Source organism: Nocardia sp. XZ_19_231 (assembly GCF_015355705.1).
Classification (GTDB): domain Bacteria; phylum Actinomycetota; class Actinomycetes; order Mycobacteriales; family Mycobacteriaceae; genus Nocardia; species Nocardia salmonicida.
Window position 1 is genome coordinate 1,056,114 of sequence record NZ_JACUZI010000003.1, and the last position, 24,503, is coordinate 1,080,616.

The following is a 24,503-nucleotide window of genomic DNA, read 5'->3' on the forward strand; positions in this document are numbered from 1 at the left end:
CGCGCTCAACAACTCGTTCGGATTCGGCGGCCACAACGTCGCGCTCGCGTTCGGAAAAGCGTTGCGGCGGCAATTCGGTGAGGCTTACGCCTTGTCGAAGCGCGTGTCGACGAAGGACTCGAAGTCGACCTTGCCGGGGATGGCCTTGGCCTTGGTGAAGGCGTCGGCGATTTCCTGTTCGGAGGCGATGACCTGGTCGGTGAGTTTGATCGGCTCCTTGATCGAGCGGGTCCAGGTGGTGCGGGAGGCGTCCACGCTGATCTGGGTCAGTTCGGCGTATTTGGTCGACCAGGCGTCGAGGTTGTCCGAGGACCACTTGGTGGCGGCGGCGTAGCGCTGGAAGAAGTCGGCGAGGGCGGCGGACTTGCCCGCGTCGGCGACGGCCTTGTTGCCCGCTACCCAGAAGTTGTAGCCGTTGGCGGCCTGGTCGGCGGTGGCGATCGACTTGGCGCCGATCTCCTTTTCCGCGATGGCGGTGTAGGGGTCCCAGGTGGCCCAGGCGTCGACGTCACCGCGGGTGAGCGCGGTGTAGCCGTCGCCGGGGGCGAGGTAGACCGGCTCGACATCGCTCAGCGACAGGCCCGCCTTCTGCAGTTGCAGCAGCAGGTTCGCGTTGGCCGAGCTGCCCTTGTAGACGGCGACCTTCTTGCCCTTCAGCGCCGCGACGGAGGCGATCGTCGAGTCCTTGCCGACCAGGATCGCGTCACCCTTTCCGGTCGCCGAGAGCGCGCCGACGATCTTGATGTCGGCGTCGGCGGCCGCGCCGAAGATCACCGGGGTATTGCCGGTCTGGGCAATGTCGATGCCGCCCGCGCTCGCCGCCTCGACCAGCGGCAGACCGGCGGTGAAGGTGGAGAATTCGATCTTGTAGGGCAGGTTCTCCAGCTGTCCCGATGCCTTCAGCAGCACCTCGATCGAAATCGCCTTCTGATCACCGACTTTCAGCGTGACGGTGCTGAGATCGACCGGACCCGAGGGTGCGCTCTCGGTCGCCGCGTCGTCACCGCAGGCGTTCAGGGTGAGCGTTGCGGCAACGGCGAGCGCGAGGCCTGCCAGACGGGTCATCGGATTGCGTTTCACTGGAGCTACTTTCGTGCGTCGGTACGGGAGGGTCAGTGCGTGACGCCGAGCAGCGCGAGCAGGTGCGTCGCGTATTCGGCGACTTCCGGCGCGGCGGCGGTGCGTGGGCGTGGCAGCTCGATGGGCACGTCGGCGGCGATTCGGCCGTCGTCGAGGACCAGAACGCGGTCGGCCAGGGTGATCGCCTCCAGCACGTCGTGGGTCACCAGCAGGACGCCGAATTCGCGCTGGGCGTGCAGGCGAAGGAGCAGGTCGTGCATCGTCAGCCGAGTCAGCGCGTCGAGGGCGCCGAAGGGCTCGTCGAGCAGCAGCAGGGTCGGCTCGGCCACCAATGCCCTTGCCAGCGCGGCACGTTGGGCCTCACCGCCGGACAGGGTGAGCGGCCACGCGTCGGCGCGGCCCGCGAGACCGACTTCGGCGAGCAGGTCGCGGGCGGCTTGCTCGTCGGCACGTCGATGGCGTGGCTTCGGCCTGCCGAGGGCGACATTGCGCACCACCGGCTGCCACGGGATCAACCGCGCTTCCTGGAAGACGATCGTCGGCCGACCCTCGACGGAAACCTCACCGCGAGTGGCGGTATCGAGGGCCCCGAGTATGCGCAACAGGGTGGACTTGCCCGATCCGCTGCGTCCGACCAGCGCGACGATCTCGCCGGCGCCGATCTCGAGATCGATCCCGTCGAGCACACTTCGTTCACCGAATCGCTTGCTCAGCCGGCTGATTCGCGCGGCGGGCACCCGGGCCGACCGAGCGGAGATAGGGGTGACAGTCGTGGCGGCGGCAGCGGTCATGATGGGAACCTCGCGATCGAACGGCGGCGGGTGACAGACATCAGCGGTGCACCGCCGGGCGCCAGCGCAGGGCGCGGCGTTCGAGCAGTCGCACGATCGAGTCGGTGAGCAGGCCGAGCAGGCTGTAGACCACCAAGCCGAACACGACGATGTCGGTGCGCAGGAATTCGCGGGCGTTGTTGACGACGAAGCCGAGTCCCGCACTGTCATTGATCTGTTCGGCCACGATCAGCGAGAGCCAGGCGATGCCGAGACTCTGGCGCGCGCCGACCAGGATCTGCGGCAGGGCACCGGGCAGGACCAGCAGACGCAGGCGTTCGGCGAGTCCGAGGTGTAGGGCACTGCCGAGTTCGAGCAGTTTCGGGTCCAGTTGGCGGATGCCCGAGAAGGTATTGAGGTACAGCGGGAAGAACACGCCGAGCGCGATCAGGTAGACCTTGGGTTCCTCGCCGATGCCGAACCAGATGATGAACAGCGGGATCAGACCGAACAGCGGGATGGTGCGGATCATCTGCAACGGCGGATCGACCGCGTACTCACCGATCTTGCTCAGGCCCGCGAGCACGCCGAGCACCAGCGCGAGTACCGCGCCGAGCGCGAAGCCGTACAGGGCCCGCTGGCCGGAGACCAGGAGAGCCTCGGTGAGCTGGCCGGAGCGGTAGGTTTCCAGACCCGCGTCGAACACCGCGGCCGGCGCGGGCAGCTTCTTGGCGGGGATCGCGCCGCTGGTACTGGCGAGCTGCCAGGCGAGCAACAGCGCGATCGGTGAGAGCGCACGCAGGAACCCCGGGCGGCGGTACAGCGGGATCCGTCGCTCGTCGGTTTCGGTGGGCCTCTCCAACAGCATGCGAGCATGGTGCCCGCCGGAAGAGGTATACCGACAGGGTTCGAATCAGCTCGAGGATTTGTCGGCTCTGCTGGAGATCTGCTGCACGGCCCAGGCATTGCCGTCGGGGTCGCTGAAGAAGACGAAGCCGACGTTGTCGAGCGGATGCGGGACCGGCCGCGGATTCTTGCCGAGCTCCTGCACCTCGCTGACCTCGACCCCGCGCGCCACGAGCTCCGCGTGCGCCTGCTCGATATCGGGGACCACGAGTTGCAGGCCCTTGAGCGAGCCGGGCGGCATCTCCGGCACCGCGCCCTTGCCGATCACGATCGAGCAGCCGGAGCCGGGTGGGGTGAGTTGCACGATGCGCACGTCGTCGGAGATCACCGAGTCGTGGTCGACGGCGAAGCCGAGTCGGTTGGCGTAGAAATCCTTGGCCCGGTCGATATCGGAGACCGGGACGATCACAACTTCCAGAGTCCAGTTCACTACGCGCCTCCGCGTTGTAGTCCGGGGTGAAGCGCCAAGTCTGCCAGCTCCGAGCCGATCAGGACTTACGTTCCCAACGCCACGCGAATTCTCCGGGAGCGGGAGGTGGCCCGGGCAGATCACCCTCGCAGGTGAGCCCGTCCACGATCACCGCGAGTACCCGTTGACGCAGTTCGGCGGTGCGCACCGAGTCCGGCATCGCGATCGCGGCGCAGGCCTCGAGGATCAGGCCCAGGTCGAGTGCGTCGATGTCGGAGCGCAGACGTCCGCTCGCGTGGGCACGGCGGACCAGCTCCTCGCCGACCTCGCCCGAGTGCATGACGTCGGGAAGCATCGATTCGTCGGGGGTGAAGGTGCCCGCGAGGCGCGCGGTGAGCGAGTGCACGTCGGCCTCGACGACCCGTTCCAGGAATCCGACGAATCCGCGCCAACCGTCCGAATCCGCCAGCGCCGCATCGGCTTCGGCGTTGAAACGGCGCAACCCTTCGTGACAGAGCGTGCGCAGCAGTACCTCCTTGCTCGGATACCGCCGGTAGAGCGCGCTGATCCCGACCCCCGCTCGTTCGGCAACGGCGGCGATCGGCGCGTTCGGATCGTCGAGGAACACCGCGCGGGCGGCGTCGAGGATCAGTCCGTCGTTGCGCGCGGCCTGTGCCTTACGGCCGGGCAAGCGGGGCTGATCTGCGGTTTCGTTCTGCTTCACCATGAATATCAGGCTACCACTTGAAACGGAACGATCCGTTCTGCTATGTTTGGAACAGAACGAAACATTCCGTTTCAATAAGAGGAGTCGACATGGCCACCATCACCCCGTTCCGGATCGAAGTTCCGCAGGCCCAGCTCGACGATCTCGCCGGCCGCCTGCGCGGCGCCCTGTTCCCGGACGAGCTGCCCGGCGTCGGCGATGCCTACGGCGTCCCGGCCGGTCGCGTCCGCGGCCTCGCCGAGTACTGGCTCGAGGAGTTCGATTGGCGCGCGCTGGAATCCGAGCTCAACGCCTACCCGCAGTTCACCACCGAGATCGACGGTGAAGACATCCACTTCCTGCACATCCGCTCCTCGCGCCCCGATGCGACGCCGGTAATCCTCACCCACGGCTGGCCCGGCTCGATCCTCGAATACCTCGACGTGATCGCGCCGCTCACCGAGCCGGAATCGGCCGATCAGCCCGCTTTCCACCTGGTCATCCCCTCGCTGCCCGGTTTCGGCTTCTCCGGCCCCACCCGCAGCACCGGCTGGAACCGCTACCGCACCGCTCGCGCCTGGGTCGAGCTGATGGCGCGCCTCGGCTACGAGCGCTTCGGCGCCATCGGCAACGACGGCGGGTCGATGGTCTCCCCCGAAATCGGCCGGATCGCGCCCGACAATGTGATCGGCGTGCACGTCACCCAGCTGTTCTCGTTCCCGTCCGGCGACCCGGCCGAGTTCGAAGGCCTCTCCGAGGCGGATATGGCCGCGCTGCAACATCTTCAGTGGTTCCACGAGAACAAGATGGCGTTCAACGCCCTGCACAGCCAGCAGCCGCAGACCCTGGCCTACGCGTTGGCCGATTCCCCGGTGGGTCTGCTCGGCTGGAACGCGCAGCTGTTCGGCGAAACGCTCGACGCGCACTTCGTGATCGCGAATGTGGCGCTGTACTGGCTCACCGGGACGGCCGGTTCGTCGCTGCGCTTCTACTACGAGGACGCGCACGCCGCCGAGCAGCCGACCGAACCGACCACGGTCCCGACCGGGCTGGCGATGTTCGCAGGCGATTTCCAGTCGATCCGCCGGTTCGCCGAGCGTGACCACAGCAAGATCGTCAGCTGGAACTCCTACGACGCAGGCGTGGGCACGGGCGGCGCCAACGACGCGGCCGGACACTACGCCGCGCACGAGGCACCCGAGGTGCTGGTCGGCGACATCCGCGAGTTCTTCGCCGGGCTCGCCTGATTCGATCAGGTGCCGCGGCCCACGCTCCCCTCATCGGTGCGTGGGTCGCGGCCCATTCGAATCATGCACCAGCGCAGTGTGATACGCGTACCAAAGATGCCAATCAGTGATGCACGTGCAAGTCCGCCCAGGCCGGGAACGGATCCGCGTAGCCGGTCCACGCGTTCGCACCCGCCGCGAACTCCGCATCGGTGAGCAGCGCGGCCTCGAGTCGGCGCCGCACGTCGGGCGCGTCCAGACGTACCCCGATGAAGACGAGTTCCTGTCCCGCGGGCACTTCCAGCTCCGACCACCACGCGCCGGGTTCGAAGGTGATATTCGGACCGGCCTGCGACCAGATCGCCGCCAGCTCCGGGCGGCTCGCGATCCAGCAAAATCCCTTGCTGCGCAGCATCCCCCGCATTTGCGCCAAGACGTCGGCGAGGCGCTGCGGATGGAAAGGTCGATCGGCGAGGAAGGTGATGCTGCTGATCCCGTATTCCTCGGTCTCCGGTGTATGTCCGCCAGCCAGCTCCGCTGCCCAGCCGTCCGACTCGGCGGCGACCTCCGGGTTGTAGCGGCCGGTGGCGAGCACCTCGGACAGGTCGACGACGCCCTTCTCGGTGCGCAGCACGTGGGCGCGAGGGTTGAGCTTGCGTACGGTCGCCTCGATGGTGGCCGCCGCGTTCGCGCTGACCAGGTCGGTTTTATTGATCAGCAGCACATCGGCGAACTCCACCTGGTCGACCAGCAGATCCGCGATCGAGCGCCCGTCACCCTCACCCGCTGCGAGGTCCCGGTCGGCCAGCGCCTGGCCGCGAACGAGTTCGGCCAGGAAGGTGGAGGCGTCGACGACGGTGACCATGGTGTCGAGGCGGGCTATCTCACCGAGGCGGAACCCGTCGTCGAACTCCCAGTCGAAGGTGGCCGCCACCGGCATGGGCTCGGAGATACCGGTCGACTCGATCACCAGTTGGTCGAAGCGACCCTCGCGCGCCAGGCGGGCGACGGCCTCGATCAGATCCTCGCGCAGGGTGCAGCAGATGCAGCCGTTGGTGAGCTCGACCAGCTTCTCCTCGGTGCGGTCGAGGTGCCCCTGGCCCGCGACCAGCGCCGCGTCGATATTGACCTCACTCATGTCGTTGACGATGACCGCGACCCGGCGGCCGTCGCGGTTGGCGAGGATGTGATTGAGCAGCGTGGTCTTGCCCGCGCCGAGGAAGCCGGACAGGACGGTGACGGGCAGCTGTGTCAGGGTATTGGTCACGAGAGTTAATGATAATGGTTTTCATTTGCAGTGTGCGGGCGGGGTCTCCCGCCCGCGTGCGCGGCCGTAGGGTTGGGGCGTGAAGATGTTGCCGCTGACCCCCGATGGTCAGACCCCCGTTCGCGCGCTCACCATCGCGGGCACCGACTCCGGCGGCGGCGCCGGTATCCAGGCCGATTCGCGCACCATGGCGCTGTGCGGGGTGCACGCGTGCGTGGCGGTGGCTGCCGTGACCGTGCAGAACACGGTGGGCGTCAGCGGTTTTCACGAGATCCCGGCGCAGGTGGTGGCCGATCAGGTGCGGGTGGTCGTTCGCGACATCGGCATCGGCGCGGCCAAGACCGGCATGCTCGCCTCCACCGCGATCATCGAAGCGGTCGCCGAGGTATGTCGCGAGCTGGGAATCGGCCGCGACGGCACCATCCCGCTGGTGGTCGATCCGGTCGCGGCCTCCATGCACGGGGATCCCTTGCTTCATGCGGAAGCCCTGGAGGCAGTGCGTAATACGCTGATTCCGCTCGCGACCGTCGTCACCCCGAACCTCGACGAGGTGCGCCTGATCACCGGCATCGACGTGATCGACGACGCCACCGCGCGCAAGGCCGCCGAGGCGTTGCACGCGCTCGGTGCGCAGTGGGCGATCGTGAAGGGCGGGCACCTGCGCGCGTCGGAGTTCAGCACCGATCTGCTCTACGACGGCGACACCTTCCGCGAGTTCACCGCGCCGCGCATCGCCACCGGCAACGATCACGGCGGCGGCGACACCCTGGCCGCGGCGATCGCCAGCGCGCTCGCCAACGACTACTCGGTGCCCGACGCGGTGGAGTTCGCCAAGGAATGGACCTACCGCTGCCTGGCGGCTTCGTACGACCTCGGCGCGGGCCATGGGCCCGTCTCACCACTCTGGAGACTCCACACCAACGCCTAGCGTGGCGTCGCGAACTTGTCGGTGCCCAGGTTCATACTGAACCCATCGCACCCCCGCCGACCCCAAAGGCGTGATCGGCGAGAACAACGGAGTTCGTGTCGGGCGCGATGGATCGACGCATGGGTAACTCACCGACTCGAGCTAACCCATTCCGCACGCCCCGCCGGCCGCCGACGCAAGTCCGACACTGCCTGAGTCTGGCTAGAAGTCACGGAGAGGCGGAACAGAACGCGTCGTGCAAGGGTTTCGACGGGTCGATCTTGACTCCATTGAAGCGGGCATGAGCCTGTGCCAGCGCCGAGATGCTCTCGGCCAGATAGTCGACGAAGCGCTCGACCGGCATCGCCGAAACCTCGCGTTGATTCGCACCGAGCCACCAGTCCGTGGCCGAGGCGACCGCACCGAAAATCGAATAGTTCACCAATTCGATCCCGGTCACATCGATCGATTCCGTCGGCAGCAGGCCCGCGAAGAATTCCGCCGCCCGCCTCGCCGATTGACGGGCCGCGACCAGTGCGCGTTCGGTTTCCTTGGCCTGCTGGCTGAAATGGCTGTGCAGCATGAACCGGAAGACATTCGGGTGTGCCGACACCACCGCTACATACTCGGTGGCCGCGGTGTGGACCAGTTCGGCGATCGAATCATCGGTGAGATTCACGCTGGTGAGCACACGCTCCCAGAGCATGTCGCGCAGGCGGTCGACGATCGCGTTGTAGAGGTCGGTCTTGTCCTCGAAATGGCGATACAGCTTCGGCTTGGCCGCACCGGCCTCCTTGGCGATATCGCCCATGCTCACATCGGGCCCGACCTGATCGAGCGCCCGGAAAGCCGCATCGACGAACTCGATGCGCACCTGCACGCGATGCTCGCGCCAGCGTTCGGTCCGCGCGTCGACACGACGACGCGGCGCCTCGTCCGTCTTGGGGTAACCGCGCGTCACGTTAGTAATACTAGGGCGGGCCGTACCGCGGGTTACGCACCCCACCGAGAGCGGGAACACATTTGCTGAAACAGCAAAGTATCTGGCGGTTATCAGGGGTGCCGATGCACTATCGGATGATCCGTTCACCCTGACTGACCAGGAGCATCGATGACCGAGACCGTGGCGAACGCCGAAGAGTTCTGGGAAGACTTCTACCGCGAACGCGAGCAGATCTGGACCGGTAACCCGAACCCCCTTCTGGTGCGTGAGGTCGCCGAGCTGACCCCGGGGACTGCCCTTGATCTCGGCTGCGGCGAAGGTGCCGACGCGATCTGGTTGGCCAAGCGCGGCTGGCAGGTCACTGCGGTCGACATCTCCGCGACCGCGATGGAGCGCGGCGCGCGGCGGGCCACCGAGGCCGGGGTGACGATCGTGTGGGATCGCCACGACCTCCAAGCGAGCTTCCCGGCGGGCGCCTTCGACCTGGTGTCCGCGCAGTTCCTGCACTCGCCGGTGGAGCAGCCGGACGAGCGGGCCGGGATTCTGCGCAGTGCGGCGGCCGCCGTCGCGCCGGGTGGCGTGCTGGTGATCGGCGCGCACGCGGCCGCGCCGAGCTGGGCCGCCAGCGAGATGCACGCCCATGTGTTCCCGACCATCGAGCAGGTACTCGAGCAGCTCGAGCTCGGACCCGAGTGGCAGGCAGAGACCGCCGAGCTGGTCCACACCCCGTCGACCAGCCCCGACGGTGTGGTCGGGCAGCGCGTCGACAGCGTGCTGCGCCTGCGTCGCGGCTGATCACGATCCCCAGCAACCTCCCAGCTCGGTCCCAGCTCGGTGGCAGCGCGGCCATCGAGTCTGGGTGTCATGACTCAGACCGAGGCCGAGCAGAAGGCCATGCAGAGCAGCCGCGCGCCGGTGCTCGACGTAGTGATACCCGTCTACAACGAAGAGGTCGACCTCGGCCTGTGCGTGCGGAGATTACATAGTTACCTGCGCGCCGGATTCCCCTTCACGGCCCGCATCACCATCGCCGACAATGCCAGCACCGACGCCACTCTCGCAGTGGCCGAGCTGCTCGCGGCGGAGCTCGACGGCGTCCAGGTATTGCACCTGGACGCCAAAGGGCGTGGGCGGGCATTGCGGACCGCGTGGGAGGGGTCGGACGCGGCGGTGGTGGCGTACATGGACGTCGACCTGTCGACCGACCTGAACGCGCTGTTGCCGCTGATCGCACCGCTGGTGTCCGGGCATTCCGACCTCGCGATCGGCACCCGGCTCGACTCGTCTTCGCGGGTGGTGCGCGGACCCAAGCGCGAAATCATCTCCCGCTGCTACAACCTGCTGCTGAAAACAACGCTGCGGGCGGGCTTTTCCGATGCGCAATGCGGATTCAAAGCCGTGCGAACCGAGGTGGCGCGCGAGCTGCTGCCGCTGGTGCGCGATGGCGAATGGTTCTTCGATACCGAGCTGCTGGTGTTGGCCGAGCGCGCGGGTCTGCGGATTCACGAGGTGCCCGTCGACTGGATCGACGATCCGGACAGCCGGGTCGACATCATCGACACCGCGCGCAAGGATCTGCGCGGGATCTGGCGGTTGACCAGGGCACTGACCACCGGCGCGCTCCCCGTCGACGAGTTGCGGGCCGCCGTCGGGCGTGAGCCGCTGGTGGCCGGGGTGCCGCTCGGCATGGTCGGCCAGCTGGTGCGGTTCGCGATCGTCGGGGTGACCTCGACGCTCGCCTACATCGCCCTGTATCTGCTGTTGCAGCCGTTGGTCGGCAGCCAGGGCGCCAATCTGGTGTCGCTGCTGGTCACCGCGGTGGGCAATACCGCCGCCAATCGGGCGTTCACCTTCGGTGTGCGCGGACGCGGCAACGCGGTGTCGCACCAGTTCCAGGGCTTGGCCATCTTCGCGTTCGGGCTGGCGATCACCAGCGGGTCGCTGTTCGCCCTGCACCGTTGGGCTCACGACGCGCCCGTCGCGGTGGAGCTCACCGTGCTGATCACCGCCAATCTCGTTGCGACGCTTGCCCGTTTTGTGGGCCTGCGCTGGGTGTTCCGGCACGCGGGCGTCGACGGTGCCACTGCCACTCCGATGTTCGGGTCGGCAGAGCGCAGGAACGTGCTGCAGGTGCGCCGATGACCACGACCATCGCCCCGCCGTCACCCACCGGCCTCGTGAACGCCGAGCCGACCCGAAAGCGTTGGGAACGACCCGCGTTGGCGGTGCTGCTGCTCGGCACGCTGATCGCCTACCTCATCAATCTGAGCGCCAACGGGTGGGCCAACGACTTCTATGCCGCCGCGATACAGGCGGGTTCGCAATCGTGGGAGGCGTTCTTCTTCGGTTCCTCCGATGCCGCGAACTCGATCACCGTGGACAAACCGCCCGCTTCGCTGTGGGTGATGGAACTTTCGGTACGGCTGTTCGGACTGAACAGCTGGAGCATGCTGGTGCCGCAGGTCCTGCTCGGCGTGGCGAGCGTCGCGCTGTTGTGGGCAACGGTGCGCAGGTCGTTCGGACCGGCAGCGGGGTTGATCGCGGGCACCGCTCTCGCGGTGACTCCCGTTGCGGTGCTGATGTTCCGATTCAACAATCCTGACGCGTTGCTCGTGTTTCTGATGATCGGGGCCGCGTGGGCGATGACGCGTGCGGTCGCGGACGGGCGCTGGCGCTGGTTGCTGCTCACCGGCGGATTGATCGGATTCGGGTTCCTCGCCAAGCAGTTGCAGGTGCTGCTGGTGGTGCCGCCCCTGGCGCTGACGTATCTGATCGCCGGGCCGCCGAAGCTGGGCAAACGGATCGCGCAGCTGTTCGCCGCCGGCGCGGCGATGGTTGTCGCGGCGGGTTGGTGGTTGCTCGCGGTAGAGCTGTGGCCCGCGAATTCCCGGCCGTGGATCGGTGGGTCGCAGAACAATTCGATCATCGAACTCACCCTCGGCTACAACGGGCTCGGGCGATTGAACGGCAACGAGACCGGCAGCGTCGGGCCAGGTGGTGAACTGCCCGCAGGCGGGAACGGCATGTGGGGCAGCACCGGGATCACCCGGATGTTCGAACCCGCGCAGGGTGGTCAGATCGCGTGGTTGATTCCGGCGGCGTTGCTCGCGCTGGTGGTCGGGCTCGTGTTGTGCGGTCGCGCGCCGCGCACTGACCGTCGTCGGGCCGCGCTGATCCTCTGGGGCGGTTGGCTTCTCGTCACCGGGCTGGTTTTCAGCTTCATGGCGGGGATCTTCCACCAGTACTACACGGTGGCGCTCGCGCCTGCTGTCGCGGCGCTGGTGGGGATCGGGGCAGTGCAGATCTGGGGTGCGCGTGATCGGCTGTGGGTGCGGTGCGCGGGCGGTGTCGCCATCGGGCTCACCACGGCGACCGCATGGATGTTGTTGTCGCGCAGCGCTTCCTTCCTGCCGTGGTTGCGCTGGACGATTCTGGTCGTCGGCGTTGTCGCCACTGTTGCCTTCGTGTTCCCGCTGACGCGCAAGCAGTCGGTGATCGCCGCGCTCGCCGCCGCCTTCATCGGGCTCGCCGGGCCGATCGCCTACTCCGTCGACACCCTCGCATCCGCGCATTCCGGCGCGATTCCGTCCGCGGGGCCGAGCGCCGGTGGGATGCACGGAATGGGTGGACCCGGCATGCGTCCCGGCGCAGACGGCGGCAGACCCGGCGCCGATGGATCCGCCACACCGGATGGCACGCCACCCGACGGTGCGCCTACGGGCGCGCAGACCGGCATGCCCTCGAACGGTGCGCCCGGACAAGGCGGGCCCGCCGCGACCGCGGACGGCTCCGCGCAGGGTGCGACCGGTGCCGACGGCGTCGGTGGTGACCAGCGCATGGGCGGCGCGGGCGGATTGCTGGGCGGATCACGTCCGAGCGATCAGATCGTCACTCTGCTCGAGTCGAACAGCACCGACTACACCTGGGTCGCGGCGGCGGTCGGTTCCAACAGCGCGGCCGGGTACCAACTCGCCACCGAGCTGCCGGTGATGCCGATCGGCGGATTCAACGGCAGCGATCCGTCGCCCACCCTCGAACAGTTCCAGCAGTACGTGGCCGACGGAAAGATCCACTACTTCGTCGCCGGCGGGCGCGGTGGCCCCGGCGGGAACAGTGCATCGACCAGCTCGGCGATCACCGCCTGGGTGACGGCGAACTACACCGCCACCACGGTCGACGGGGTAACCCTCTACGACCTCACCCAACCGAAGTCGTAGGTCCCGAACACACGCCGGGCCCGGCGGATCATCTCGATCCGTCGGGCCCGGCGTTCGTGTCTGTGTCGACCGCGCTCGGTCACGGCTGTGTCAGCGAGCGACGGCCATCGTGGCGGCGATCCACTCGGCGAAGGACGGCCCGGCCAAGGTGGCGTGCGGGGAAGGCAGGAGGGTGCCGTTTTCGAACTGCTCGCGGTCGGGGTCGGCGGAGTCGGAGGTCTCGATGATCTGGAGGGCATCACCGCGTGCCGCTACCAGCGCGGTGGCGGCGGCGGCCATCGTCTCCGGCTGGGGACCCGCGATCTCTGGGAACGGAATGTCCTCGGCGGCAATCGGATTCACGGCGAGGTCGACCAGCGCCTCGGCGACGGTTCGAGCGGCGACCAACTGGGTGCGCATGCCCGCGATGTAGGCGACGCCGTCCTGCGTGCCCCACCCCACCATCACCTCGACGAGCTCGTGAAACTGCGCGGCACGCAGAATCTGCACCGGCAGAGCGCCTTTGAGCAGCTCCTGCTCATGGGCGAGCTTGGCGGCGTTGTACCCCGCGAGCGAACCGTCGATCCCGATGATGGACACCACGACGAGCCGCTCCACCCCGGCCCGCTCCCCCGCCGCATGCAGATTCCGCGCGGAGGCGGTGAAGAACTCGGTCGCCACCTGCTGGTCCGCCGAAGGCGTACTGGAGGCGTCGATGACGATATCCACCCCGGTCAGCGCCTCGTCCAGCCCCGCACCGGTCTCGATATCCACCCCGTTGCCCCGCGAGAAGGCCACCACCTCGTGCCCGCGCTCGACCAGCACATCCACCACATGCTTGCCCAGCCGCCCGGTCGCCCCAGCCACCGCGATCTTGTTCTGCTCCGCCATGATCCACTCCTCCGTCGCTTCTTTCGCGTTCACAGAGACGACGAAGTAGGCGACGGGAGTGTGACATCACCTGGTCACGACGTCTTGAGACTTCCTCCAGGCGCGACCCAGCGATGATTGAGATCCACCACCGACGCCACTGTTTCGAAATCGGAGTCGTAGTGGAACAGGACAAGGCGGTGTTCTATCGCAAGCACCGAAGCGAGCAGGTCATGGATGCCGACCGCGCGCTGGCGGCCCGACCGCGCGAGTTCGCGTTGAATCGTGAAAGCGCTTTGCCAATGTTCGTCGTTGGTGGGTAGGTACTCATAGGCTGCGCGGCGTCGAAAACGAATCTGTTCGTATTCAGCCGGACTTCGGGCGCTGTAGAGCGCCTCGGAATCGAGCGGTGCGCAGGTGGCGATCAATCCGGCCTCGAGCAGCGGCCCGAGTGCGGCCCCCACGTCCGGATGACGCATTCGAGCGGCCGCGCTGGTGTCGATGAGATAGCGCGCCGTTATCGCCATACGTCGTCGCGCCGATCCTTGTCGGCCATTTCGGCCATGCCACCGTTGACCAACCATTCGACTTCGCTCGCGCGCGCATGCGCCACCACGGCCGAGTTCAGCGCGGCGCGAACGGTATCGGAGACGCCAGCGGTCCCGAGCGCGTCCTGCGCGGACTCGAGTAGCTCGTCGTCGATCTCGATCAGGCGTTTGGTCATCACACAGTCCCTCGATATATATTCCCCCATGGTCGAACTATATACTCTGAAATGACCAGGTCACAAGGGTTCAGTGGGTGATGTTGAGGGCGGTGTGGAGAGTAGCGGCCCACTGGTCGACGATCAGTTTGCGGCGGGCGGAGTCGTCGGTGAGGACGTCGGCGAGGCCGAGGCCGCGAGCGAGGTCGAGGGTGGCCTGGACCAGGTGGTGGGCGACCGGGTCGGAGTCGTCGACGCCGAGTGCCTCGACGGCGCGGCGGTGGGAGGTCCGGCCGAAGCGGGCCTCGAGGGGGAGGATGCGTTCGCGCAGGGCCGGATCGGCGGCGGCGTGGGTCCAGACCTGGAGGGCGGCTTTGAAGAACGGGGTGGTGTAGGACTCGACCAGCGCGGAAACGACGGCGCGCGTTCGGCCTTCGCCCTGGGCGACCGCGTTCACCGTCTCGGCTTCGGCCTTGGCCATGTCCATCCGGAACTCGAACATGAACTCGAGCGCGGCGGTGATCAGTTCCTCACGAGTGGGGAAATGGTGTTGAGCGGCGCCGCGCGACACCCCGGCCCGCTCAGCGACCACCGACACGGTGGCAGCTGCCCAGCCGGTTTCGGCCAGGCAGTCGATGGTCGCCTCCAGCAGCCGCTGCCGGGTGGCCCGGCTGCGGTCCTGCTTGGGTTCGTGGGGTGTCGCCATCGGACTATTGTGCCCAGCTGGGTGGGCGCTTCTGGAAGAAGGCCGTCATGCCCTCGATCACTTCGGGGGTGCCGAAGAAGCTCGCCGACCGCTTGGCCAGTGCTTCCGCCTCGGCATCGAAGGTCGCCAGCAGGGCTGCGTTGACCAGTTTCTTGGACTCGGCCAGTCCCTGCGGTGAACCCTTGCGCAGCTCCCCTGACAGGCGTTTCACCTCGGCGGCGGCGTCCTCAGCGGCCACGGTGACCAGGCCGATCTCCTGCGCGGTCGCGGCATCGAACTTCTCGCCGGTCAGGAAGTAGCGGCTCGCGGCCCGCTGGTCCAGCCGCGGCACCAGGGTGAGCGAGATCATGAACGGCGCCATCCCGATGCGCACCTCGGTGAGCGCGAAACTACTGCCCGGCCCCGCGACGACGAGGTCGCAGGCCCCGATGATGCCCATGCCACCGGCGCGGACATTGCCGTCGATCTGCGCGATCACCGGCTTGGGCGAGGCGAGGATGCCGCGCAGCACGTCGATCATCACGCGGGTGCGCTCGTCGGCGGCCACCGCGGGATCGGCGGTACTCGCCTCCTTGAGGTCGGCGCCCGCGCAGAAGGTGTCGCCGGTGTGGGCGAGGACAATGCCACGCACAGCGGGATCAGTTGCCGCAGCATCGAATCCCGCAAGCAGCTCACGAACCAGCTTGGACGAGAGCGCGTTCCGGTTGTGCGGCGAATCGAAGGTCAGCGTCGCGAACCCATCAACAACCTCGTACCGCACATAAGGACTATCAGCCGATCCGTCCATCAAAGCCTCCTCTTAAATCCACTGAATCCGCCATGACCACCCAACCCAGCCCCCACCCGCGACCCCTAGGGAGCGGCGGCCACGAAGTGGCCGGTCGCGGCCGGGTCGCCGGTTAGCCGCCGGGGCGTACGCGACGAAGGAGCAAGCCCCGGTGGCTAACCGGCGGCCCCTCGGGGCCGCGACTCGAGCGCGCCAGCGCTCCAATAAACACAGCCTCAAACCTCCTGGGACTACCGAACATCAGTAAGACCTGGGCAATCCCAAAGAATGCTGCGAAACGAAGTTCAAAATCATCTCCCGGCTCACCGGAGCAATCCGCATGATCCGCGCCGCCTGCAGCATCGCCGCCAAGCCGACCTCACGAGTCAGACCCGAACCGCCGTGGGTCTGGATCGACTGATCAAGCGCCTTGATACTGGCCTCAGCCGCCGCGTACTTGGCCATATTGGCAGCCTCGGCGGCACCGAACTCGTCACCCGAGTCGTAGAGCGTCGCGGCCTTCTGCATCATCAACTTGGCCAGTTCCAGCTCGATCTTGATCTGCGCGAGGGGATGCGAAATGCCCTGGTGCGCACCGATCGGGGTCTTCCAGACCGTGCGCTCCTTGGCGTATTCCACCGCCCGGTCGATGGCGTAGCGGCCGAGGCCGATCGCCATGGCCGAGCCCATGATGCGCTCGGGGTTCAGCCCGGCGAACAGCTGCGCCAGTGCCGCGTCCTCGGAGCCGACCAGGGCGTCGCCGGGCAGGCGCACGTCGTCGAAGAACAGCGTGTACTGGTGGTCCGGCTCGATGACGTCCATCTCCTGGACGTTCTTCACCAGGCCGGGCGCGTCGACCGGCACGATGAACAGCGCGGGCTTGAGCTTGCCGGTCTTGTGGTCCTCGGTCCGCGAGACCACCAGGATGGCCTCGGCCTGATCTACACCGGAGATGAAGATCTTGCGGCCGTTGAGGATCCAGTCGTCACCGTCGCGGCGGGCCGTGGTGGTGATCTGGTGCGAGTTGGAGCCCGCGTCGGGCTCGGTGATCGCGAAGACCATCTTCGAGGTGCCGTCGGCGAGCTTGGGCAGCCAGGTCTGCTTCTGCGCGTCGGTGCCGTACTTGGTGATGATGGTGCCGCAGATGGCCGGAGACACGACCATCAGCAGCAGGCCCGCGCCCTGGGCCGAGAGCTCTTCCTGCACGAGCGCCAGCTCGTACATGCCCGCGCCACCGCCGCCGAACTCCTCCGGCAGGTTCACGCCGAGGAAGCCGAGCTTGCCCGCTTCGTCCCACAGTTCGGTGAGCGGCTCGTTCTTGCGCGAGAGCGGCAGCACGTAGTCGCGGTAGTTGTACTTCGACGCGAGCGAGGCGACCGCCGCCCGCAGCGCGGTCTGCTCTTCGGTTTCGATGAAACTCATGCCTGCTCCTGCTCTTCTTCCTCGACGACGGCGAGGACGGTTCCGACCTCGACCTGCTGGCCGACGGTCACATTGAGTGCACTGAGAATGCCGGTGGCGGGCGCGGCGATGGTGTGTTCCATCTTCATCGCCTCCAGCCACAGGATCGGCTGCCCCTGCTTGACGAGGTCACCTTCGGCGGCGCCGAGGCGGATCACGCTGCCTGGCATCGGCGCGAGCAGCGAACCGGCCGCGACCTGCTCGGACGGGTCGGTGAAGCGCGGCAGCCTGCGCACGGCCACCGGGCCGAGCGGGGAGTCGATCGCGACGAGGTCGTCGTAGCGGGCGATCTCGAATTGCCTACGCACCGAGCCACGTTCGCCGGGAACACCGAGGACGACGCGATCGGCGGCCACCGAGATCAGCTCGAGGCCCTCGTGTCCCTCGACCGCGACACCGGTGCGGGTGAAGCGGTAGCGCACCTCGTGTGTTCCGGTGGTGCGGCTCTCGTAGGACTTGGTCTGCGGCTGCGAAGGCAGGTTGCGCCAGCCACTCGGGGTGAGTCCGGCCAGGCGCGAGGTGCTTCGGTTGGCAGCCGAATCAGCGAGCGCCGCGGCCACGATCGAGAGCGCCTCGTCGGCCTCCGACGCCAGCGGCGCCGAGAGCACGGCCAGGTCGTGGGTGGCGAAGAAGGCGGTGTCGGTGTCACCGGCGAGGAACGCCGGGTGGCGCAGCACCCGCACGAGCAGATCACGGTTGGTGACCAGGCCGTGGATCTTGGCGCGCTGGAGCGCGGTGGCGAGCAGATGCGCTGCCTCCGCACGGGTTTCGGCGTAGGAGATCACCTTGGCCAGCATCGGGTCGTAGTGCACGCCGACCAGCGAGTTGTCCACGACGCCGGTGTCGAGACGCACGCCGGGCTGATCGAGGACGGTGAATTCACCAGCGGTGAAGGGAATCTCGATCTTGTGTACCGGGCCGCTCTGTGGCTGCCAGTCGTTGGCGGGGTCCTCGGCGTAGAGGCGGACCTCGATCGAGTGACCGCGCTGCGCGGGCTGGGTCGCGGGCAGCGGCAGACCCGAGGCCACCTGCAACTGCAGGCGGACCAGGTCGAGGCCGGTGGTCTGCTCGGTGACCGGATGTTCCACCTGGAGGCGGGTATTCATCTCCAGGAAGAAGAAGTCGCCCTTCTCGTCGGCCAGGAACTCGACGGTGCCCGCGCCCTCGTACCCGATCGCCTCGGCCGCCAGACGCGCCGCATCGAACAGCCGCTCACGCATGCCGTCGACCTTCTCGACCAGAGGCGACGGGGCTTCCTCGACAACCTTCTGATGACGACGCTGGATCGAGCACTCACGCTCGCCCACCGCCCAGGTCTTGCCGAAAGTGTCCGACATGACCTGGACTTCGATGTGACGCCCGGTTTCCAGATAGCGCTCGCAGAACACCGTCGGATCGCCGAAGGCCGACTCGGCCTCGCGCTGGGCGCCGGCGATCTGATCCCGCAGTTCGGCCAGGTCGCGCACGACACGCATGCCGCGACCACCACCGCCGGCGGACGCCTTGATCAGCACGGGCAGGTGCGCGTCGGTGACCTCGGCCGGGTCGAGCTCGGCGAGAACGGGAACTCCGGCGGCGTCCATCATCTTCTTGGACTCGACCTTGGAGCCCATCTGCTCGATGGCCGCGACCGGCGGACCGATCCACACCAGACCCGCGTCGAGCACCGCCCGCGCGAATTCGGCGTTCTCGGAGAGGAATCCGTAGCCGGGGTGGATCGCGTCGGCACCGGCCGACAAGGCGGCCTCGATGATCAGCTCGCCGCGCAGGTAGGTCTCGGCGGGCGTGTTGCCGGGCAGCCGGATGGCGGCGTCGGCTTCCGATACGTGCGGCGACGCGGCATCAGCATCGGAATAGACCGCGGTGGTACCGATACCCATCCGACGGCAAGTGGCGAACACGCGGCGCGCGATCTCACCACGGTTGGCAACGAGAACGTTAGTAATGGCCACAGCGCATCTCACATTCGGAAGACGCCGAAGCCATCGGCGCCCTTGATCGGGGCTGTGTGAATGGCCGACAGGGCCATTCCCAGCACGGTGCGGGTGTCGCGGGGGTCGATGATGCCGTCGTCGAAAAGCCTGCCCGACAAGAACATCGGCATGGCCTCGGCCTCGATCTGCGCCTCGACCATCGCGGCGAGACCGGCGGCGGCCTCCTCGTCGAACGGCAGGCCCTTGGACTCGGCCGCGCCGCGCTGCACGATGGTGAGCACGCCGCCCAGCTGCGCGCCGCCCATGACGGCGGACTTCGCACTCGGCCAGGCGAACAGGAAGCGCGGGTTGAACGCGCGCCCACACATGCCGTAGTGCCCGGCACCGTAGGAGGCGCCGACCAGCAGCGAGATGTGCGGCACCTTCGAGTTGGCGACGGCGTTGATCATCATCGCGCCGTGCTTGATGATGCCGCCGTGCTCGTACTCCTTGCCGACCATGTAGCCGGTGGTGTTGTGCAGGAACAACAGTGGCGTGTTCTTCTTGTTCGCCAGCTGGATGAACTGGGTGGCCTTCTGCGATTCCTCGGAGAACAGCACGCCGCGCGCATTGGCGAGGATGCCGATCGGATAGCCGTTGATCTCGGCCCAACCGGTGACCAGCGAGGAACCGTAGAGCGGCTTGAACTCGTCGAAATCGGAGCCGTCCACGACGCGAGCGATGATCTCGCGGGGGTCGAACGGGATCTTCAGGTCCGAGGGCACGATGCCGAGCAGTTCCTCGGGATCGTAGAGCGGCGAGATGACCTCGGCGCGCGGCTCGGGACCCTGCTTCTTCCAGTTCAGGCGGCGAACGATATTGCGGCCCAATCGAATCGCGTCCTGCTCGTCGGCGGCCAGATAATCGGCCAGACCCGAAGTGCGGGCGTGCATCTCGGCGCCGCCGAGGGTCTCGTCGTCGGAATCCTCACCGGTGGCCATCTTCACCAGCGGCGGGCCAGCGAGGAAGACCTTCGCACCCTCCTTGACCATCACGACGTAGTCGGACATGCCGGGGATGTAGGCGCCGCCTGCGGTCGAGTTACCGAAAACCAGTGAGATGGTGGGGATTCCGGCGGCCGAGGCCTGGGTGAGGTCGCGGAACATCGCGCCGCCGGGGATGAAGACTTCTTTCTGCGTCGGCAGATCCGCACCGGCGGACTCGACCAGTGAGATCACCGGCAGCCGGTTCTCCCTGATGATCTCGTTGATCCGGAACTGCTTGCGCAGCGTCCACGGATTCGAGGCGCCACCACGCACGGTGGGGTCGGGCGCGACGATCATGCACTCGATACCTTCGACGAGGCCGATTCCGGCGATCGTCGAGGCGCCTACCTGGAAGTCGCTGCCCCAGGCCGCGAGTGGGCACAGTTCGAGGAACGGTGAGTCCTCGTCGAGCAGCAGTTCGATGCGCTCACGCGCCGTCAGCTTGCCGCGCTTGTGGTGGCGGGCCACCTTGTCGGCGCCGCCACCGGCGATAGCCTTGGCGAACTCCGCCTCGACCTCGGTGAGCTTGACCGACATCGCCTCGGCGGCCGAGGTGTACTCGGGCGAGGTGTTGTCGAGGATGGAACGGAAGGTCGTCATGCCTGGTACCCCAATACTTTCGACGCCAGCATGGTCAGAATCTCGTTGGTGCCGCCGCCGATGCCGATGATGCGCACATCGCGGTAGATGCGCTCGACCTCGGCCTCGCGCATGTAGCCCATCCCGCCGTGCAGCTGCACGGCCTGGTTGGCCACCCATTCGGCGGTCTCGACGGCGTTGTTCTTGGCGAAGCACACCTGGGCGATCAGGTTCTCGTCACCGGCGACGTAGCGCTCCACCAGCGCCCGGGTGTAGGTGCGCGAAATATCCACGCGCTGGGCCATATCGGTGAGCGTCATCTGCACCTTCTGGCGGCTGATCAGCGGACGACCGAAGGTCTCGCGATCACGGCACCACTGCACGGTGAGATCGAGCGCGCGCTGGGCCAGCGAATACGCCTGCACCGCGAGGCCGACCCGCTCGCTGACGAACGCGGCGGCGATCTGCGCGAAGCCGCTGTTCTCTGCCCCCACCAGGTTCGACGCGGGCACCCGCACGTCCACGTACGACAGCTCGGCGGTATCGGAGGCCAGCCAGCCCATCTTCTCCAGCTTGCGGCTGACGGTGAAGCCGGGCGTGTCCTTCGGCACGAGGATCAGCGAAACACCCGCCGCGCCAGGGCCTCCCGTGCGCACCGCGGTGACGACGAAGTCGGCGCGACAGCCCGAGGTGATGAACGTCTTGGCGCCGTTGATGATGAAGTCCTCACCGTCGCGCACGGCGGTGGTGGTGAGGTGGCCGACATCGGAACCGCCGCCTGGCTCGGTGATGGCCAGCGAGCCGATCAGGTCACCGGTCAGCGTCGGCTTGGCCCACTGATCGATCTGCGCCTGGTTGCCCGAGGCGATCATGTGCGGCAACGCGATTCCGCAGGTCAGCAGCGAGGCCCACAGCCCACCGGACGCACCGGCGACATGGATCTCCTCGCCCACGATCACCGAGTCGATGGCGGTGCCGCCCTCGCCACCCGCCGATTCCGGGTACTCGATGCCGAGCAGGCCCAGTTCGCCCGCCTTCTTGTGCAGTTCACGCGGGAGCTCGCCCGCGCGCTCCCAGGCGTCGAGGTCGGGCAGGATGTCCCGCTCCACGAACCCGCGCACGGTGGCGCGCAGCTCTTGTCGCTCCGGCGTTTCCCAAACAGACGTCATGCGAACAGCTCCGTCGGCATATCGATGTGGCGGGAGCGCAGCCATTCGCCGAGCCCCTTGGCCTGCGGGTCGAAGCGCGCCTGATAGGCGACGCCCTTGCCGAGCAGGCCGGAAATGATGAAGTTGACCGCGCGCAGGTTGGGCAGCACGTGGCGGGTGACGGCCAGTTCGACCGTCTCGGGGAGAAGTTCCTGCAGCTTTTCGACGGTGAGCGTGTGCACCAGCCACCGCCACTGGTCGTCGGTGCGCACCCACACGCCGATATTGGCGTCACCGCCCTTGTCGCCGCTGCGGGCGAGAGCGATCGTGCCGAGCGGCACGCGACCGGTCTCGGCGGGGGGCAGCGGCGTGGGGAGCTCGGGTTCGGAAACAGGTTCCAGGACCAGGGTTTCCGTGGCGGGGGCGATATCGACGCGGCTGCCGTCGGCCAGCACCGCCACGTGCGGCACCTCGTGCGCGTCGACGAAGCCGGGGGTGAAGACACCGTAGGGGGAACCGTTTCCGGGCAGCGCGGTGAAGCTGGCGCCCGGGTAGCTGGCCAGTGCCAATTCCACCGCGACACTGGAGAACCCGCGGCCGACCTTGTTCGGATCGGAATCGCGCACCACACAGCGCAGCATCGCGCTGGCCTGCTCCTCGGTCTCGGCATCGGGGCGATCGAGGCGGGCCAGCGTCCAGGTGAGCTCGGCGGGCTTGTCCGGCAGCCAGGATTCCAGCTGTCGTTGCGCCAGTTCGGCTTTGGCTTCGATGTCGAGGCCGGTGAGGATGAACGACATCTCGTTGCGGAAGCCGCCGAGCGTGTTGAGCGAGACCTTGAGCTGCGGCGGCGGGGCCTCACCGGTGACGCCGCTGATCAGCACACGGTCCTTGCCCTCCTGGCTCAGCGCGATGCTGTCCAGGCGGGTGGTGACGTCGGGTCCGGCGTAGCGCGCGCTCTGGATTTCGTACATGAGCTGGGCTTCGACGGTGTCGACGGTGACCGCGCCGCCGGTGCCGTCGTGCTTGGTGATCACGCAGGACCCGTCGCGACGGATCTCGGCGATCGGGAAGCCGGGGCGGCCGATGTCACCGAGTTCGGTGAAGAAGGCGAAGTTGCCGCCGGTGGCCTGGGTGCTGCATTCGATCACGTGCCCGGCCACGACGGCGCCTGCCAGCGCATCGTAATCGGTTCGGCCCCAGCCGAAGTGGGCCGCCGCCGGGCCCACGATCACCGAGGCGTCGGTGACCCGGCCGGTGACGACGATGTCGGCGCCGGAGTTCAGGCATTCGACGATGCCCCACGCGCCGAGGTAGGCGTTGGCCGTGAGCGGCTGACCCAGGTCGAGCTCGGCGGCGCGTGCGACCAGGTCGTCGCCCTCGACGTAGGCGATCTTGGCGTCCAGCCCGAGGTCGGCGGCCACCTTGCGCAGCCGCTCGGCCAGCCCGGCCGGATTGAGGCCGCCCGCGTTGGTGACGATCTGTACGTTCTTCTCGAGCGCGAGGGCCAGGCAGTCCTCGATCTGGCGCACGAACGTCTTTGCGTAGCCGAGGCTGGGGTCCTTCATCCGGTCGCGGCCCAGGATCAGCATGGTGAGCTCGGCGAGGTAGTCGCCGGTCAGCACGTCGAGTTGCCCGCCCTCCAGCATTTCGCGCATAGCGCTGAGCCGGTCACCGTAGAACCCGGAACAATTCCCGATCCGGATCAGGTCAGGATCAGCGGAGAGAGCACTCATGGCACCCAGGATCGCAGCGGTTCAGAAAAAAAGCAAGCAAGCGTGCTTGTTAATCGCGGGCAATTCACCAGGCAAGATGGAGCCCATGCTGTCCGTCCTCCTCTTCGCCCTCGCCGGATTCCTGCTCGGCGGCGCGTACACGACCTGGAAGAACAATCGCGCGATGTCGATCGGTTTGATCGTCGCCGCCGTCCTCGCGGGCCTCGGCGCCGCGCTCTGGCTCGAATAGCAAGACTTTCGCGCGCTCGACGAACTGGCAGGCGCTGACGACCGAGCCGACCCCTACCCAGCAGGCGTTCCGGGCCTACTGGAAGGAACAGGATCGGCTGGCGAAACGCTCAGCCCGTCGTATGTAGCTTGAAGATCCTGACGTCTTCGGGCACACCGTTCAGCGGCGCCGCCCAGAAATTCCGCTTGTACGGTTTGGCGACAACACCCAGCTCATCCAGCGTTTCCGGGCGCAGAGCGGCCAAGGTGATGCTGGATACCATCGTATTTCCGTTGCCGCCGGCCTCCATCATGCGGGCGGCGATATTGACGTCGACGCCGAGCCAGTCGCCACCGATCTCACGGGGAGAACCGGTGTGCAGGCCCACCCGCATGCGCGGGCGGTAACCGGCGATCTCGACCTCGGCGAGATTGCGGCGAGCCGCCAGCGCGGCGCGCACGGCCCGATCGGGCGAGGAGAACACCGCCATCAGCCCGTCGCCCATCCGCTTGACCACCTGACCGCCACGCTCGACGATCGGCGGCTCGATGGCCCTGGCGACCTTGCGCAGTAGTTCCAGGGTGAGCTCGTCGCCCACCGACAGCGACCAACTCGAGAACCCGACCAGGTCGGTGAACACGATGGTCACCTCCTCGCTGCCACGCCCACGACCGATCCGCTCCAACCCGGCCTGCCACACCTGAAGGGCGCCGAACCCGATCTCCCTGGCCGCGGTCGGCGCGCCGCCGACGATCTTGTCCGCGGCTCTCGCCACCGCGCGCGCACCACCGGGGCCCGTCACCGACAGCGGATCACCGAACGAGGGGTCACCGGGCAGCTGTTGGCGCGCCCTGCGCAGCGCACCGATCACGTCGGCCCGACGGTTGGCGGCCTGTAATTTCGACGAGATCTGGGGGCGCTTCCGCCCTGCGCGCACGCCGGGGTCGGATTCGGCGGATC

General features: G+C 67.4%; 24 protein-coding genes. 6 read left to right on the forward strand and 18 right to left on the reverse strand.

Annotated elements, in window-relative coordinates; all coding sequences use genetic code 11:
- Positions 1–84: 84 nt before the first annotated feature.
- From IBJ82_RS18100 to IBJ82_RS18120, 5 genes are read right to left on the reverse strand one after another with little or no spacing between them, the layout of a single operon-like run.
- On the reverse strand, positions 85–1,065 hold the full coding sequence (locus IBJ82_RS18100) for an ABC transporter substrate-binding protein (RefSeq protein WP_228537384.1): 981 nt from the start codon (positions 1,063–1,065) through the stop codon (positions 85–87).
- Positions 1,066–1,112: 47 nt separating this feature from the next.
- Entirely contained in the window at positions 1,113–1,871 is a 759-nt protein-coding gene (locus tag IBJ82_RS18105) for an ABC transporter ATP-binding protein (protein ID WP_194827008.1), read from the reverse strand.
- A 40-nt stretch (positions 1,872–1,911) separates the two neighbouring features.
- Entirely contained in the window at positions 1,912–2,718 is an 807-nt protein-coding gene (locus IBJ82_RS18110) for an ABC transporter permease (RefSeq protein WP_194827009.1), read from the reverse strand.
- Positions 2,719–2,763: 45 nt separating this feature from the next.
- Complete coding sequence (locus IBJ82_RS18115) at positions 2,764–3,186, reverse strand: VOC family protein (protein ID WP_194827010.1); 423 nt, start codon at positions 3,184–3,186, stop codon at positions 2,764–2,766.
- Between the two features lie 58 nt (positions 3,187–3,244).
- The gene (locus IBJ82_RS18120) at positions 3,245–3,892 is read right to left on the reverse strand and encodes a TetR/AcrR family transcriptional regulator (RefSeq protein WP_194827011.1); all 648 of its coding nucleotides are present in this window, start codon (positions 3,890–3,892) and stop codon (positions 3,245–3,247) included.
- A gap of 89 nt (positions 3,893–3,981) precedes the next feature.
- Here IBJ82_RS18120 and IBJ82_RS18125 point away from each other — a divergent pair, with 89 nt between their 5' ends.
- A complete protein-coding gene (locus IBJ82_RS18125) occupies positions 3,982–5,118 on the forward strand; it encodes an epoxide hydrolase family protein (protein ID WP_194827012.1) in 1,137 nt (378 codons plus the stop codon).
- A 103-nt stretch (positions 5,119–5,221) separates the two neighbouring features.
- On the opposite strand, the gene IBJ82_RS18130 is transcribed toward IBJ82_RS18125, so the two are convergent.
- On the reverse strand, positions 5,222–6,352 hold the full coding sequence (locus tag IBJ82_RS18130) for a GTP-binding protein (RefSeq protein WP_194827233.1): 1,131 nt from the start codon (positions 6,350–6,352) through the stop codon (positions 5,222–5,224).
- Positions 6,353–6,443: 91 nt separating this feature from the next.
- Between IBJ82_RS18130 and thiD the strand changes: the two genes are divergently transcribed.
- The gene (thiD, locus tag IBJ82_RS18135; RefSeq protein WP_194827013.1) at positions 6,444–7,292 is read left to right on the forward strand and encodes a bifunctional hydroxymethylpyrimidine kinase/phosphomethylpyrimidine kinase; all 849 of its coding nucleotides are present in this window, start codon (positions 6,444–6,446) and stop codon (positions 7,290–7,292) included.
- Between the two features lie 208 nt (positions 7,293–7,500).
- Here thiD and IBJ82_RS18140 read toward each other — a convergent pair whose 3' ends face one another.
- Positions 7,501–8,232: a TetR/AcrR family transcriptional regulator gene (locus IBJ82_RS18140; RefSeq protein ID WP_194827014.1), complete on the reverse strand. Its 732-nt coding sequence runs from the start codon at positions 8,230–8,232 to the stop codon at positions 7,501–7,503.
- Between the two features lie 150 nt (positions 8,233–8,382).
- On the opposite strand from IBJ82_RS18140, the gene IBJ82_RS18145 reads away from it, so the two are divergent.
- From IBJ82_RS18145 to IBJ82_RS18155, 3 genes are all read left to right on the forward strand, one after another.
- Positions 8,383–9,009: a bifunctional 2-polyprenyl-6-hydroxyphenol methylase/3-demethylubiquinol 3-O-methyltransferase UbiG gene (locus IBJ82_RS18145; RefSeq protein ID WP_194827015.1), complete on the forward strand. Its 627-nt coding sequence runs from the start codon at positions 8,383–8,385 to the stop codon at positions 9,007–9,009.
- 69 nt (positions 9,010–9,078) lie between these two features.
- On the forward strand, positions 9,079–10,356 hold the full coding sequence (locus IBJ82_RS18150) for a bifunctional glycosyltransferase family 2/GtrA family protein (protein WP_194827016.1): 1,278 nt from the start codon (positions 9,079–9,081) through the stop codon (positions 10,354–10,356).
- A complete protein-coding gene (locus tag IBJ82_RS18155) occupies positions 10,353–12,431 on the forward strand; it encodes a glycosyltransferase family 39 protein (protein WP_194827017.1) in 2,079 nt (692 codons plus the stop codon). The genes IBJ82_RS18150 and IBJ82_RS18155 overlap by 4 nt, the downstream gene beginning before the upstream one ends.
- A 90-nt stretch (positions 12,432–12,521) precedes the next feature.
- Here the strand turns inward: IBJ82_RS18155 and IBJ82_RS18160 are convergent, their stop codons facing one another.
- From IBJ82_RS18160 to IBJ82_RS18205, 10 genes are all read right to left on the reverse strand, one after another.
- On the reverse strand, positions 12,522–13,301 hold the full coding sequence (locus IBJ82_RS18160; RefSeq protein WP_194827018.1) for an SDR family oxidoreductase: 780 nt from the start codon (positions 13,299–13,301) through the stop codon (positions 12,522–12,524).
- A 74-nt stretch (positions 13,302–13,375) separates the two neighbouring features.
- Positions 13,376–13,807, reverse strand: coding sequence for a PIN domain-containing protein (locus IBJ82_RS18165; RefSeq protein ID WP_194827019.1), 432 nt, complete (start codon positions 13,805–13,807; stop codon positions 13,376–13,378).
- A complete protein-coding gene (locus tag IBJ82_RS18170; protein ID WP_056814932.1) occupies positions 13,798–14,004 on the reverse strand; it encodes a hypothetical protein in 207 nt (68 codons plus the stop codon). The genes IBJ82_RS18165 and IBJ82_RS18170 overlap by 10 nt, the downstream gene beginning before the upstream one ends.
- A gap of 70 nt (positions 14,005–14,074) precedes the next feature.
- Positions 14,075–14,689 carry a TetR/AcrR family transcriptional regulator gene (locus tag IBJ82_RS18175; protein ID WP_056814935.1) on the reverse strand — a complete coding sequence of 205 codons (615 nt, stop codon included), beginning with the start codon at positions 14,687–14,689 and terminating at the stop codon, positions 14,075–14,077.
- 4 nt (positions 14,690–14,693) lie between these two features.
- Positions 14,694–15,476: an enoyl-CoA hydratase family protein gene (locus IBJ82_RS18180; RefSeq protein WP_194827020.1), complete on the reverse strand. Its 783-nt coding sequence runs from the start codon at positions 15,474–15,476 to the stop codon at positions 14,694–14,696.
- A gap of 240 nt (positions 15,477–15,716) precedes the next feature.
- Positions 15,717–16,877 carry an acyl-CoA dehydrogenase family protein gene (locus tag IBJ82_RS18185; protein WP_194827021.1) on the reverse strand — a complete coding sequence of 387 codons (1,161 nt, stop codon included), beginning with the start codon at positions 16,875–16,877 and terminating at the stop codon, positions 15,717–15,719.
- Positions 16,874–18,868: a biotin carboxylase N-terminal domain-containing protein gene (locus tag IBJ82_RS18190; protein ID WP_194827022.1), complete on the reverse strand. Its 1,995-nt coding sequence runs from the start codon at positions 18,866–18,868 to the stop codon at positions 16,874–16,876. Before IBJ82_RS18190 ends, IBJ82_RS18185 begins: the two co-directional genes overlap by 4 nt.
- 8 nt (positions 18,869–18,876) lie before the next feature.
- Positions 18,877–20,475: an acyl-CoA carboxylase subunit beta gene (locus tag IBJ82_RS18195; protein WP_194827023.1), complete on the reverse strand. Its 1,599-nt coding sequence runs from the start codon at positions 20,473–20,475 to the stop codon at positions 18,877–18,879.
- On the reverse strand, positions 20,472–21,623 hold the full coding sequence (locus IBJ82_RS18200) for an acyl-CoA dehydrogenase family protein (RefSeq protein ID WP_194827024.1): 1,152 nt from the start codon (positions 21,621–21,623) through the stop codon (positions 20,472–20,474). The genes IBJ82_RS18195 and IBJ82_RS18200 overlap by 4 nt, the downstream gene beginning before the upstream one ends.
- Positions 21,620–23,335, reverse strand: a complete 1,716-nt coding sequence (locus IBJ82_RS18205) for an acyclic terpene utilization AtuA family protein (RefSeq protein WP_194827025.1) — start codon at positions 23,333–23,335, stop codon at positions 21,620–21,622. The genes IBJ82_RS18200 and IBJ82_RS18205 overlap by 4 nt, the downstream gene beginning before the upstream one ends.
- An 85-nt stretch (positions 23,336–23,420) precedes the next feature.
- On the opposite strand from IBJ82_RS18205, the gene IBJ82_RS18210 reads away from it, so the two are divergent.
- Positions 23,421–23,564, forward strand: coding sequence for a hypothetical protein (locus tag IBJ82_RS18210; RefSeq protein WP_165610314.1), 144 nt, complete (start codon positions 23,421–23,423; stop codon positions 23,562–23,564).
- 109 nt (positions 23,565–23,673) lie between these two features.
- Here the strand turns inward: IBJ82_RS18210 and IBJ82_RS18215 are convergent, their stop codons facing one another.
- The gene (locus tag IBJ82_RS18215; RefSeq protein WP_370585372.1) at positions 23,674–24,480 is read right to left on the reverse strand and encodes an adenylate/guanylate cyclase domain-containing protein; all 807 of its coding nucleotides are present in this window, start codon (positions 24,478–24,480) and stop codon (positions 23,674–23,676) included.
- Positions 24,481–24,503: the final 23 nt, after the last annotated feature.